Origin of the sequence: Streptomyces sp. NPDC029216 (assembly GCF_040648015.1) — a bacterium.
GTDB lineage: Bacteria > Actinomycetota > Actinomycetes > Streptomycetales > Streptomycetaceae > Streptomyces.
Map to the genome: position 1 here is coordinate 111,992 of NZ_JBEZWL010000007.1, position 12,729 is coordinate 124,720.

General features: G+C 71.2%; 9 protein-coding genes. 6 read left to right on the plus strand and 3 right to left on the minus strand.

Annotated elements, in window-relative coordinates; genetic code table 11:
* Positions 1-112 precede the first annotated feature (112 nt).
* Together AB0F18_RS05065 and AB0F18_RS05070 are read left to right on the plus strand one after the other, a co-directional pair.
* Positions 113-1,510 (plus strand): amino acid permease, encoded by a 1,398-nt coding sequence (locus AB0F18_RS05065; RefSeq protein ID WP_362055106.1) that lies wholly within the window; start codon positions 113-115, stop codon positions 1,508-1,510.
* Positions 1,511-1,678: 168 nt separating this feature from the next.
* Complete coding sequence (locus AB0F18_RS05070; RefSeq protein WP_362055107.1) at positions 1,679-2,335, plus strand: superoxide dismutase; 657 nt, start codon at positions 1,679-1,681, stop codon at positions 2,333-2,335.
* A gap of 125 nt (positions 2,336-2,460) precedes the next feature.
* Here AB0F18_RS05070 and AB0F18_RS05075 read toward each other — a convergent pair whose 3' ends face one another.
* Positions 2,461-3,108, minus strand: a complete 648-nt coding sequence (locus tag AB0F18_RS05075) for a DsbA family protein (RefSeq protein ID WP_362055109.1) — start codon at positions 3,106-3,108, stop codon at positions 2,461-2,463.
* 127 nt (positions 3,109-3,235) lie between these two features.
* Between AB0F18_RS05075 and pepN the strand changes: the two genes are divergently transcribed.
* A complete protein-coding gene (gene pepN / locus AB0F18_RS05080) occupies positions 3,236-5,782 on the plus strand; it encodes an aminopeptidase N (protein ID WP_362055111.1) in 2,547 nt (848 codons plus the stop codon).
* A 159-nt stretch (positions 5,783-5,941) separates the two neighbouring features.
* The gene (locus AB0F18_RS05085) at positions 5,942-6,904 is read left to right on the plus strand and encodes a hypothetical protein (protein WP_362055113.1); all 963 of its coding nucleotides are present in this window, start codon (positions 5,942-5,944) and stop codon (positions 6,902-6,904) included.
* Here AB0F18_RS05085 and AB0F18_RS05090 read toward each other — a convergent pair.
* A complete protein-coding gene (locus AB0F18_RS05090; protein ID WP_362055114.1) occupies positions 6,880-7,791 on the minus strand; it encodes a pyridoxamine 5'-phosphate oxidase family protein in 912 nt (303 codons plus the stop codon). The two genes, AB0F18_RS05085 and AB0F18_RS05090, sit on opposite strands and share 25 nt — an antisense overlap.
* Before the next feature lie 23 nt (positions 7,792-7,814).
* Positions 7,815-8,273: a VOC family protein gene (locus AB0F18_RS05095; protein WP_362055115.1), complete on the minus strand. Its 459-nt coding sequence runs from the start codon at positions 8,271-8,273 to the stop codon at positions 7,815-7,817.
* A gap of 144 nt (positions 8,274-8,417) precedes the next feature.
* Here AB0F18_RS05095 and AB0F18_RS05100 point away from each other — a divergent pair, with 144 nt between their 5' ends.
* Positions 8,418-8,987 carry a CGNR zinc finger domain-containing protein gene (locus AB0F18_RS05100; protein ID WP_362055117.1) on the plus strand — a complete coding sequence of 190 codons (570 nt, stop codon included), beginning with the start codon at positions 8,418-8,420 and terminating at the stop codon, positions 8,985-8,987.
* A 273-nt stretch (positions 8,988-9,260) separates the two neighbouring features.
* The gene (locus AB0F18_RS05105) at positions 9,261-12,593 is read left to right on the plus strand and encodes a S8 family serine peptidase (RefSeq protein WP_362055119.1); all 3,333 of its coding nucleotides are present in this window, start codon (positions 9,261-9,263) and stop codon (positions 12,591-12,593) included.
* Positions 12,594-12,729: the final 136 nt, after the last annotated feature.

Consider the following 12,729-nt stretch of genomic DNA (forward strand, 5'->3'; position numbering starts at 1 on the left):
TTCGCCCCGGGCCGTTGCGTCGTGCGGGGCGGACGGTCACGCGGCGTGAGCCGGGTGTCCGGATGATGGACAAGAGACGTCCGATAAACGGACGCTCGGCAGACTGGCCCCCATGAGTCAGAGCACCATCACACCCCCCGAACTGCGGCCGTCCGCGCCCGGATCCCCCCTCGGCAACGGCCTCAAGCAGCGCCACCTCTCGATGATCGCCCTCGGCGGGGTCATCGGCGCCGGCCTCTTCGTCGGCTCGGGCGCCGGCATCGCGGCCGCGGGGCCCTCGATCGTGCTCGCGTACGCCGTGTCCGGTCTGCTGGTGATGTTCGTGATGCGGATGCTCGGCGAGATGTCGGCGGCCAACCCGGCGTCGGGCTCCTTCTCGGTGCACGCCGAACGGGCGATCGGACCCTGGGCCGGGTTCACGGCGGGCTGGATGTTCTGGACCCTGCTGTGCGTCGGCGTGGCCATCGAGGCCATCGGCGCGGCGCACATCATGACGGGCTGGTTCCCGGGCACCCCGTCGTGGCTGTGGGTGCTGGTCTTCATGGCGCTGTTCTGCGGCAGCAACCTGGGCGCGGTGCGCAACTTCGGCGAGTTCGAGTTCTGGTTCGCCGCCCTGAAGATCGGCGCCATCGGCCTCTTCCTGGGCCTGGGCGTCCTCGCCGTCCTGGGCCTGCTGCCCGGCACCTCCTCCCCCGGCGCCGCCAACCTGGTGCACGACGGCGGCTTCCTGCCCAACGGGGTCGACGGCCTGCTCGTCGGCGTGCTGGCCTCGGTCGTCGCGTACGGCGGCCTGGAGACGGTGACCATCGCGGCCGCCGAGTCCGACGACCCGGTGCGGGGCGTCGCCAAGGCCGTGCGGACCACCATGTGGCGGATCGCGATCGTCTACGTCGGCTCGATGCTGGTGATCGTCACCCTGCTGCCCTGGAACGACCCGGCCGTCACCGAGCAGGGCCCGTACGCCGCGGCCCTGGACCGCCTGGGCATCCCGGCCGCCGGCCAGGTCATGAACGCGGTCATCCTGATCGCCCTGCTGTCCGCGATGAACGCCAACATCTACGGCTCCTCGCGCATGGCCCACTCGCTGGTCTCCCGCGGCCAGGGTCCCCGGGCCCTGGGCAAGGTCTCGGGCGGGGTGCCGCGCCGGGCGGTGCTCGCCTCCTGCGGGTTCGGGTTCGTCACGGTCCTGCTGTCGTACTGGTACCCGGACACCCTGTTCGCCTGGCTGCTGAACATGGTCGGCGGGGTCATCCTCATCGTCTGGGGCTTCATCGCGGTCTCGCAGCTCGTGCTGCGCCGGCGGCTGGAGCGGGAGGCGCCCGGGAAGCTGACCGTGCGAATGTGGGGCTTCCCGTACCTGACGTGGGTGGCGCTGGCCGGGGTCGCCGGGGTGCTGGTGCTGATGGCCGCGGACGCGGAGACCCGGACGCAGGTGCTGTTCACCGGCGGGCTGGCGGTGGCCCTGGCGGTGACCGGGTACGCCAAGCAGCGCCGCGCGGCGCGGGGCTGACGGCCCGGCACTTCCCGACCCGAGAGGCGGATCCCGTGCGCGACACGGGGTCCGCCTCTCTTCGTACCCAGGTAACCCTTACGCGCGACTCGGAATAGATACTGCTAGCGTGCAGTTGCGCATTAATTGCAATAAGCGATTGGCACGCCGAGGGGACCGGATACACGCATGGCCATCTACACGCTTCCTGAGCTTCCTTACGACTACGCGGCGCTCGAACCGGTGATCAACCCGCAGATCATCGAGCTGCACCACGACAAGCACCACGCGGCCTACGTCACAGGTGCCAACACCACGCTGGAGCAGCTGGAAGAGGCGCGCGAGAAGGAGAACTGGGGCGCGCTCAACGGGCTGGAGAAGAACCTGGCGTTCCACCTCTCCGGCCACATCCTGCACAGCATCTACTGGCACAACATGGCCAGCCCGAAGACCGGCGAGGGCGGCGGCGAGCCGACCGCGGCCGACGGCGTGGGCGAGCTCGCCGACGCGATCGCCGAGTCCTTCGGCTCCTTCGCCAGGTTCAAGAAGCAGCTGACCTTCGCGTCCTCCGCGACGCAGGGCTCCGGCTGGGGCGTGCTGGCGTACGAGCCCGTCAGCGGCCGCCTGCTCGTCGAGCAGGTCTACGACCACCAGGGCAACGTCGGCGTCGCCAGCACGCCGATCCTGGTCTTCGACGCCTGGGAGCACGCCTTCTACCTGCAGTACAAGAACCAGAAGGTGGACTTCATCGAGGCCATGTGGAACGTCGTCAACTGGCAGGACGTGGCCCGGCGCTACGCCGACGCCAAGGCGAACACCCCGCTGCTGATCCCCGCCAAGGGCTGACCGGCACCCGCAGACCGCCCGCCTCGTGATCGTCTTCTCAGCCTTCGCGTGCGGGTGTACAGAGCGGAAGACCCCCGCGAGGACATGAGTCGCGGGGGTCTTCTGCGTACGGGGATCCGGGCGGACTACTCGAAGGACGGGCCCTTGGTGCGGGTGCGCTTGATCTCGTAGAAGCCGGGGGTGGAGGCGACCAGCAGGGTGCCGTCCCACAGGCGGGCGGCGGCCTCGCCGCGCGGGGCCGGGGTGACGACGGGCCCGAAGAAGGCCACTTCCTCACCGTCGGCGCCGGGCACGGAGATCACCGGGGTGCCGACCTCCTGGCCGACGCGCTCGATGCCGTCGTTGTGGGAGTCGCGCAGCACCTGGTCGTACTCGTCGGAGTCGGCGTAGGCGAGCAGCTCGGCCGGCAGGCCCACCTCCTCCAGGGCGTCGGCGATGACCTCGCGGGTCGCGCCGCGGTCCTCGTTGTGGATCTTCGTGCCGAGGGCCGTGTACAGCTTGCCGGTGACCTCGTCGCCGAACTTCTGCTGGGCGGCGGTCACCACGCGCACCGGGGCCCAGCCCTTGGGGCCGAGGAGCTCGCGGTAGCGCTCGGGGAGCTCGTCGAGCTTGTCCTCGTTGAGCACGGCCAGGCTCATCACGTGCCAGCGGACCTCGACGTCACGGACCTTCTCCACCTCCAGCATCCAGCGGGAGGTCATCCAGGCCCAGGGGCAGAGCGGGTCGAACCAGAAATCAACCGGGGTCTTCTCGCGCACCTGGGTGTCGGTCATGGCTCTCCTCAAGTCACCTAAGGCATCACTGGGCATGTTCCTTCTGGCCAACCGGGCCGGGACCGCACGCATTCCCCCGTGGGAGGATTCGAACCGAAGAACGCGATCACGCACGAAGGAGTGCTACGTGCCCGGTGAGAACCTGTCCCGCGACGAGGCCCGCACGCGGGCCGAGCTGCTGTCCGTCGACGCGTACGAGGTGGCCCTCGACCTGAGGTCCGCGGTGGACGAGGCCGAACCGGCCGAAGGCCCCCGGACCTTCCGCTCGGTGACCACCGTCCGCTTCCGGTCCGCGGTCCCCGGCGCCTCCTCGTTCGCGGACCTGATCGCCCCCTCCGTGAACGCGGTCACCCTGAACGGGCGCGCGCTGGACCCGGCCGCCGTCTTCGACGGGGCCCGGATCGCCCTGGAGGACCTCGCCACCGAGAACGTCCTCGTCGTCGACGCGAACTGCGCGTACAGCCGCACCGGCGAGGGCATGCACCGCTTCGTCGACCCCGAGGACGGCGAGGTCTACCTCTACACCCAGTACGAGCCGGCGGACGCCCGGCGGGTGTACGCCAACTTCGAGCAGCCCGACCTCAAGGCCCCCTACCGCTTCGAGGTGGCCGCGCCGGAGGGCTGGACGGTGTGGAGCAACGGCGCCGAGGAGTCCCGCGAGGGCGGGGTGTGGCGCTTCGCCGAGACGCAGCCCATCTCCACGTACATCACCTGCGTGGTGGCGGGCCCGTACCACTACGTCACGGACACCTACACGCGCGGGGACCTGACGATCCCGCTGGGCGCCATGTGCCGCAAGGGGCTGGCCAGGCACTTCGACGCGGACGACGTCTTCCTCGTCACCAAGCAGGGCTTCGACCTCTTCCACGAGATCTTCGACTACCCGTACCCCTTCGGGAAGTACGACCAGGCCTTCGTGCCCGAGTACAACCTCGGCGCCATGGAGAACCCGGGCATGGTGACCTTCCGCGAGGAGTACATCTTCCGCGGGAAGGTCACGCAGGCCTCCTACGAGCGGCGCGCGAACGTCATCCTGCACGAGATGGCGCACATGTGGTTCGGCGACCTGGTCACCATGAAGTGGTGGGACGACCTGTGGCTGAAGGAGTCCTTCGCGGACTTCATGGGCTCCTTCGGGCTGGTCGAGGCCACCCGCTTCGACCAGGCCTGGGTCACCTTCGCCAACAACCGCAAGGCGTGGGCCTACCGGGCCGACCAGCTGCCGTCCACCCACCCGGTCACGGCCGACATCCGTGACCTGGAGGACGCCAAGCTGAACTTCGACGGGATCACCTACGCCAAGGGCGCGGCCGTCCTCAAGCAGCTCGTCGCGTACGTGGGCCGGGAGGCCTTCCTGGACGGCGCCCGGCGCTACTTCAAGGCCCACGCGTACGGCAACACCACCCTGGACGACCTGCTGTCGGTGCTCGGGGAGGTCTCCGGGCGGGACATGGCCGAGTGGTCGCGGGCCTGGCTCCAGACGGCGGGCGTCAACGCGCTGACCCCGGTGGTCACCACGGACGCCGGCGGGCGGCTGACCGAGCTGGCCGTGGTCCAGGAGGGCGAGGAGCTGCGCCCGCACCGGGTCGCGGTGGGCCTGTACCGGCTGGAGGCCGACGGGGCGCTGGTGCGCTACGCGCGGGCCGAGGCCGACGTGGCGGGCGCCCGGACGGCGGTCGCGGAGCTGGCCGGGCTGGAGAAGCCGGACCTGGTCCTGGTCAACGACGAGGACCTCACGTACTGCAAGATCCGCTTCGACGAGGGCTCGCTGGCCACGCTCCGCGGCCACCTGGGCGACCTCACGGACCCGCTGGCCCGCGCCCTGTGCTGGTCGGCGCTGTGGAACCTGACGCGGGACGCGCTGATGCCGGCCCGGGACTTCCTGTCGCTGGTGCTGGCCCACGCGGGCCGGGAGAGCGACGTCGGCGTGCTCCAGCAGCTGCACGCGCAGGCGCTGAGCGCGGTCACCCACTACGCGGCGCCGGACTGGCGCGAGCAGGGCGGCCGGGAGCTCGCGGCGGGCGCGCTGCACGAGCTGCGGCTGGCCGAGCCCGGCTCCGAGCACCAGCTGACCTGGGCCCGGTTCTTCGCGGCGAGCGCGACCAGCGAGGGCGACTTCCAGCTGCTGCTGGGGCTGCTGGAGGGCTCGGCCCGGATCGACGGGCTGGAGGTGGACCAGGAACTGCGCTGGGACTTCCTGCTGCCGCTGGCCGCGCACGGCGTGGTCGACGAGGGCGTGCTGACGGCCGAGCTGGTCCGGGACGACACCGCCTCGGGCAAGCGGCACCAGGTGCGCTGCCTGGCGGCGCGGCCGTCGGCGGCGGTCAAGGACCAGGCGTGGGCGGTGGTGGTCGAGTCGGACGCGCTGTCGAACGCGCTGGTCGAGGCGACCATCAGCGGGATGCAGCAGTCCTCACAGCGGGAGCTGCTCGCGCCGTACGCCGGGCGGTACTTCGAGGTGATCGAACGGATCTGGGCGGAGCGGTCGATCCAGATCGGCATCGACGTGGTGAAGGGGCTGTACCCGATGCTCCAGGACTCGCACGCCACCCTGGACGCGACGGACGCCTGGCTGACGGCCCGTCCGGACGCGGCCCCGGCCCTGCGCCGCCTGGTCCTGGAGTCCCGCGACGACCTGGCCCGCGCCCTCCGCGCCCAGTCCCGCGACGCCTAGCACCTCCGTGCGCCGCTGCGCGGGGCGGGGAGGAGCCCCGCGCAGCGGTCACTGCAATCGGCAGTCGAACGCCCGTACTTTAGCCCCATCTTGTCCGGATTTGTCGACGAGCGTGTAACAGGCGTTAGCAGGGCCATGGCCTGAGGGAATCACCGCGTCATGAACCAGAACGCACCCCTCCCCCTCGCCCACCTCACCGCCAGCCGCCCCCGCGTGCTGACCCTCGCGCAGCTGCGCGAGCACGGGGTCAGCGCCACCGAGGCCGCCGGCCGGCCGTGGCAGCAGGTGCTGCCCGGGGTGTTCCTGCTGCACTCCGGCCCCGCGACGAGCGAGGAGCGCCTGCACGCCGCCCTCCTCTACGCCGGCAAGCGCGGCAACGGCGAGGTCATGATCACCGGGCTGGCCGCGCTCGCGCTCTACCGGTTCTCCTCCACCCCCGCCCTGCTCTCCCTCACGCACATCGACGTCCTCGTGCCGAACACCCGCCGGCTCCGCTCCACCGGCGACGTCCGCATCGTCCGCGCGCACACCCCGCCCCGCCCGCTGGACGTCACCGGCCTGCCCGTGGCGCCGGTGGCGCGGGCCGTCGCCGACGCCGTCGCCCAGCTGGACGACGCCACCGCGGTGCGCCGCGTCCTCAGCGAGGCCGTCCGCGGCGGCCACTGCGAACCGGCCGCCGTGGTGCGGGAGCTGACGGTGGCCCGGCTGCTGAGCCGGCCGCACGTGATCGACGCCGTCGAGTCCCTGCTCGCCGAGGGCCGGGCCATCGCGGAGGACCGGCTGTACCAGCTCGTACGGGGCTACGAGCTCCCCGAGCCGGTCTGGAACGTGGACCTGCGCCTGCCCGGCGGCCCGCACCTGGGCGGGGTGGACGCCTACTGGCCCGAGCAGGCCGTGGCCGTCGAGATCGACATCCGGGCCCCGCGCCAGGGGGAGGACGAGGACTGGGCCGAGGCCGTCCGCAAGCGGGAGACCCTGGAGCGGCTCGGGGTGACCGTCCTCTACCTGACCCCGCGCAAGCTGCGCGACTGGCCCGAGCAGCAGGCCGCGGTCATCCGGACCGCCCTGACGGCGTCCGACGACCACGAGCCCGCCGCCTACCTGGTCGTACTGCCCCGGTGAGGGCCGTCCGGGAGGGCCGGGTTCGCCGGGGAGTACTCCGGGGCGCTCCAGCGCAGCCGCCCCGGATGCAGGCTCTCCACCGCCGCCTCCACCCGGAACCGGACGCTGCGGCTCCCGTCGGCTCCGAACTCGGTCCGGGCCCGCCCGCTCAGCTGGAGCAGCCCGCCGCCCTCCCAGTCGGGGAAGAGCAGCCCGGCCCGCTCGTCGACGGCCAGGTTCCCCAGGGTCAGGAACATCGCGTTGCCGGGATAGTCCGGCCAGCGCAGTTCGGTGGGCGAGAGCACCTCCACGAAGCCCGGCATCCCGCCCCGGTGGCTCGCGTCGGCGCCGCCCGCGCCGGCGGTGGCCACGAAGAAGGTGTCGGCGGCGCGGACGGCCCGCTCCTGGCCCGGGGTGAGCGCCCCGGAGCGCCGTACGATTCCGGGCCCCTCGGCCACCAGCTCCAGCGGCTGCCGCTTCTGCAGGTACTTCGGGCAGTTGGAGAACACCTCCTCGGCCGTCACCGCGAAGCCGCCGGGCGTCACGGCGAGGGTCCCGTTGAGCCGCATCCGGCGCCGGGTGCGCGGGTCGAGGGCGATCGTGCCCACCCGGGTGCCGTCGGCGGTCAGTGCCCCGGCGAGGGGATCCCCGTCCGGCAGGCCGCCGGCCCGGACCGCGATCCGGTCGGGCCCGACGGCCCGGACGAAACCGGGCGGGCCGGTGAGCAGCGAGGCCCACAGCCGCCCCGCGCCGTCGGCGGCGCCGACGACGAGGTGGGGCTGGAGGGCGAGGAAGGCCGCGGCCACGTCCCGGATACCCGGGCCGATGGAGCGGCCGACGTGCTCGGCGAGCTCGCGCACGCCGACCCGTTCCTGGACGGCCAGCGAGCCCTGGTGGTACCGCTCCATGACGGCCTCCCTTTCTTTGTTTTTTAGAAGAACCCGCAGGTCGGAGCCTCTGCGGTCGGCGCGGGAGCGCCCTCGGCGCCGGTGGGCACGGAGATCTCCAGGCGGGTGCCGTCCGGGTCGTGGAAGAAGATCCCGCCGGAGGCCGCGCCCTCGCGGTGGGCGACGACGCCCTCGTAGGCGAAGTCGACGCCCAGCCCGCGCAGCCGCTCCTCGTACGCACGGACCTCCTCGATCGCGCCGGCGGAGAAGGCGAGGTGGTGCAGTCCGGCCGCCTGCGGCGCGTACCGGTCATCCGCCTGCTGCCAGAGCGTGAGGACGAGCTCGCCGTCCCGGCCGAGGAAGGCGAAGCGGCGGCCCTCCTCCTTGCCCTCGCCGAGCAGCTCGAAGCCCAGCGCGTCGCGGTAGAAGGCGAGCGAGCGCTCCACGTCGGTGACGTTGAGGCCCACGTGCCCGGTGCGGAGCGTGCCGACGGTGGTGGTCATGAGGGTTCCCTTCCCGAGGAATACCGGCGCCCTGGGCGTTCCAGCCCCTGGCGTTCTAACCTTCTAAATCGAGATTAGAGGTTATGGAACCGGGCGTCAACCGGTCACGTACCCTTGAGGGGTTAGCGGCGCGAGGAGGCGGACATGACGGCAGTACCGACGACGGACCCCCGTCCGCTCACCGGCGAGCCCATCGCCCTCGATCTGCTGAACACGCGCTGGATGCGGGAGGGCGAGCTCACGGACCTCTTCGCGGGCGCCTTCGGGCTGACCCGCCTGGAGGGACTGGCCCTCTGGCTGGAGAGCACGGGCCTGGCCGGGCGTTTCCGCGCCGACAAGTCGACCCTGGTCCACCTGCTGACCGCGCGCGAGGCGCTCGCCCGCGCCGTCGCGGACCCGACGGACGCGGGCGCCCGCGAGCTGGTCGACGCGGTACTGGAGCACGGCCGGATCCGTGCCACCCTGACCGCCGAAGGCCCGGGCGAGCGGGCCGAGTTCGACGACCCGTCCTGGGGGCCGGCCTGGACCGCGGCCCGCGACTACCTCGGACTGCTGGGGTCGGCGCCGGAACGGATCCGCAAGTGCGCCTCGGAGACGTGCGTGCTGCACTTCCACGACACCTCGCGCAACGGCACCCGGCGCTGGTGCTCGATGGCCGCGTGCGGCAACCGCGCCAAGGCCTCGCGCCACTACGCGCGCACGCGCGAGCGCTGAACGGTCGAAATCTGTCACACCCGGGGTGAGACGTAACCCCGACACACCCCCGTCACACGGTCGGAAAGTCGATAAATCCACTCACTGACCGCAGCAAGTCGCCCCCGCTTGCCCCGAGATGTTCCCACTGGCGGAAACTCCACCCTGGCGAGTGTCCGCCATGTCAGGTCTCGGTCAATGACAGCCCTCCCCAAACAGCTGTCACTTGCGCAAAGCTGACCGGTCATCCGGCACCGAAATCCGGACCGTATCGATCTCTAGCCAGGGATGCTGATGACCCTCGAATCCCCCAGCACCAACGGGGCCATACCCGGCGCCCGACGCGCGGCGCGCGTCGCGGCGGCCGCGGGCCTGGTGGCCGCGCTCTGCGCCACCGGCGCCGTACCCGTCTTCGCGGCGACCGGCGACAACCCGTCGTCCCCGGCGCCGGCCAAGTCGGCCGACCAGAAGCTCGGTTCGGCGGACGCCGAACTGCTCCAGGAGGCCAAGGCCAAGGGTGACGCCACCGTCACCGTCATGGTCGCGACCGCGCCGGGCCAGACCAAGCAGGTCGCCGACCAGCTGGACGCCGTCCAGGGCGCTTCGGTGGGCCAGACGTACGACAAGCTCGGCTACGTCCGCGCCACCCTCCCGACCGACAAGGCGGAGGCGGCGCTGAAGGCGGCCGCCAAGCTGGACTCGGTGCACGGCATGGACCTCAGGCACGAGATCCAACTGCCGGACCCCCGCCCGGACTCGGGCAAGGACGGTTCGGGCACGAAGACCGCCTCCGAGACCTACCCCGGTCCGGACAAGAACACCCCGGCGAAGAACCCGTACAACCCGTCCTTCGAGACGGGCGCGGTGGACTTCGTCGCGAAGAACCCGCAGGCCGACGGCCGCGGCGTCACCATCGGCATCCTGGACTCGGGCGTCGACATCGCCCACCCGGCGCTGCAGAAGACCACGACCGGCGAGCGCAAGATCGTCGACTGGGTCACCGCGACCGACCCGATCCAGGACAACGACGCCACCTGGCGCCCCCAGATCACCCCGGTCACCGCCACCGGCGGTTCCTTCACCGCGGGCGGCCAGAGCTGGAAGGCCCCCGAGGGCACCTTCCAGTGGAGCCGCTTCAGCGAAGCGATCACCGCCACCGGTGACATGAAGGGCGACGTCAACCGGGACGGCGACACCACCGACAAGTTCGGCATGCTGTACGACGCGGCTGCCGGCACCGTCCGCGTGGACACCGACCAGGACGGCGACTTCACCAACAACGAGCCGATGAAGCCGTACAAGGACGGCTACCAGGTCGGCTACTTCGGCACGGACAACCCGGCGACCGACGTCGTCGAGCGGATCCCCTTCGTGATCCAGATCCGCAAGGACGTCCCGATGGACCCGTTCGGCGGGGACTGGGTCGGCAAGAAGGCCGACTTCGTCAACATCGGCATCATCGAGTCCGAGCACGGCACGCACGTCGCGGGCATCACCGCCGCCAACAGCCTCTTCGGCGGCAAGATGAACGGCGAGGCGCCCGGCGCGAAGATCGTCTCCTCGCGCGCCTGCTCCTGGTCCGGCGGCTGCACCAACATCGCGCTGACCGAGGGCATGATCGACCTCGTCGTCAACCGCGGCGTCGACATCGTCAACATGTCGATCGGTGGTCTCCCGGCGCTGAACGACGGCAACAACGCCCGTTCCGAGCTGTACAAGAACCTCATCGACACCTACGGCGTCCAGCTCGTCATCTCGGCGGGCAACGAGGGCCCCGGCGTCAACACCATCGGCGACCCCGGTCTCGCCGACAAGGTCGTCTCCGTGGGCGCGGCGGTCTCCAAGGAGACCTGGGCCGCCAACTACGGCTCCGGCGTGACCAAGAAGTACAACATGTTCCCCTTCTCCTCGCGCGGTCCGCGTGAGGACGGCGGGTTCACGCCGACCATCACCGCCCCCGGCGCGGCCATCAACACCACCCAGACCTGGCTGCCCGGCAGCCCGGTCAAGGAGGCGGGCTACTCCCTGCCGGCCGGCTACTCGATGCTCCAGGGCACCTCGATGTCCTCGCCGCAGGCGGCGGGCGCCAGCGCCCTGCTGATCTCGGCCGCCAAGCAGGCGAAGATCGCCCTGCCCCCGGCCAACCTGCGCGTGGCGCTGACCAGCACCGCGAAGAAGATCGACGACGTCCCGGCGCACGCCCAGGGCGCGGGCCTCATCGACATCAACAAGGCGTGGGAGTCCATCCAGCGCGGCGCCAAGGCCAACGAGTTCACGGTCAAGGCCCCGGTCGACACCGCGCTCGACCAGTTCCTGAAGACCCCCGGCTTCGGCACCGGCCTCTACGACCGCGAGGGCGGCCTGAAGGTCGGCCAGAAGAAGGTCTACGACGTCGTCGTCACCCGCACCACCGGCGTGAAGTACGGCACCCGCCACAACATCAGCTGGCGCAACAACGACGGCACCTTCAAGGTCGTCGGCGGTGGCGGCTACGACTACGTCACGCTGCCGCTGAACAAGCCCGTCACCATCAAGGTCGAGGCCAACGTCAAGTCGGCCGGCGTCCACAGCGGCATCCTGCAGCTCGACGACCCGACCACCGAGGGCATCGACAAGCAGATCCTGGCCACGGTCGTCGCCTCCACCCCGCTGGCGCAGCCGTCGTTCACGCTCTCGGACACCTCCTCCGTGCAGCGCAACAGCCACAAGTCGTACTTCGTGACGGTCCCGCAGGGCGCCAAGACCCTTGAGGTCGCGCTCGGCGGTCTCGCCGCGGGCAGCCAGACGCGCTTCATCTCGATCCACCCGTACGGCACGGGCGTCGAGGACAGCGCCACCACCCAGTGCTACCCGAACTACGACAACCCGGCCAACAAGTGCCGCCCCGACCTGCGCTCGTACGACAACCCGCAGCCGGGCGTCTGGGAGATCGAGGTCGAGTCGCGCCGTACGTCGCCGCTGCTGGACAACCCGTTCAAGCTGGACGTCTCCGTCCTCGGCGCGGGCTTCGACCCGGCGGTCAAGGTCCTCCCCGAGGTCAAGCAGGGCACCCCGGCCCCGGTCCAGTGGACCGTGCAGAACACCGGCGCGGCCATCTCCGGCGGCAAGCTCCAGGGCGGCGCGCTCGGCTCCGCGAAGGTCGACAAGCCGACCATCGCCGTCGGCGAGACCAAGACCACCGAGGTCACCGTCGGTGAGGGCGTCTCCCGTCTGGACGTGGCGATCAACCACACCTCCGACGCCGGCGCCGACCTCGACCTCGAGGTCTACAAGGACGGCGTCAAGGTCGGCTCCTCCGCCGACGGTGACTCCGACGAGTCCGTGAGGCTCGACAAGCCCGCCGCCGGCACCTACACCATCAAGGTGATCGGCTACGCGGTCCCGTCCGGCTCCACCACGTACGACTACCGTGACGTGTACTTCTCGTCCGCCCTGGGCACCGTCCAGGTCGACGAGGCCGCCGCGGTGAACCTCGCCAACGGCGCCTCCGCGCAGGTCTCGGCGAACGTCCTGGTCTCCAGCGCGGCCCCCGAGGGCCGTCAGTTCTTCGGCCAGGTCCAGCTGCTCAACGGCCGCGGCACCGCCGCCGGCACCGGCAGCGTGCAGATCGACAAGGTCACCCAGTAAGGCGTGACCGGGTAAGACCGAGGGGGCGGTGCTCGTACGAGCACCGCCCCCACCGGGGGTTACCCGCGGGTTTTGCCCCCCGGGGCGTGCGGGGACTTTGCGGGGGCGCGCAGCGCCGCGGCGGAGGTGGCGGCCG

Bases quoted from the DNA above. Each gene is read 5' to 3' on its own strand.
- AB0F18_RS05065 (WP_362055106.1), top strand. From the start codon at position 113: ATGAGTCAGAGCACCATCACACCCCCCGAACTGCGGCCGTCCGCGCCC.
- AB0F18_RS05070 (WP_362055107.1), top strand. From the start codon at position 1,679: ATGGCCATCTACACGCTTCCTGAGCTTCCTTACGACTACGCGGCGCTC.
- AB0F18_RS05075 (WP_362055109.1), bottom strand. From the start codon at position 3,108: ATGACCGACACCCAGGTGCGCGAGAAGACCCCGGTTGATTTCTGGTTC.
- AB0F18_RS05085 (WP_362055113.1), top strand. From the start codon at position 5,942: ATGAACCAGAACGCACCCCTCCCCCTCGCCCACCTCACCGCCAGCCGC.
- AB0F18_RS05090 (WP_362055114.1), bottom strand. From the start codon at position 7,791: ATGGAGCGGTACCACCAGGGCTCGCTGGCCGTCCAGGAACGGGTCGGC.
- AB0F18_RS05095 (WP_362055115.1), bottom strand. From the start codon at position 8,273: ATGACCACCACCGTCGGCACGCTCCGCACCGGGCACGTGGGCCTCAAC.
- AB0F18_RS05100 (WP_362055117.1), top strand. From the start codon at position 8,418: ATGACGGCAGTACCGACGACGGACCCCCGTCCGCTCACCGGCGAGCCC.
- AB0F18_RS05105 (WP_362055119.1), top strand. From the start codon at position 9,261: ATGACCCTCGAATCCCCCAGCACCAACGGGGCCATACCCGGCGCCCGA.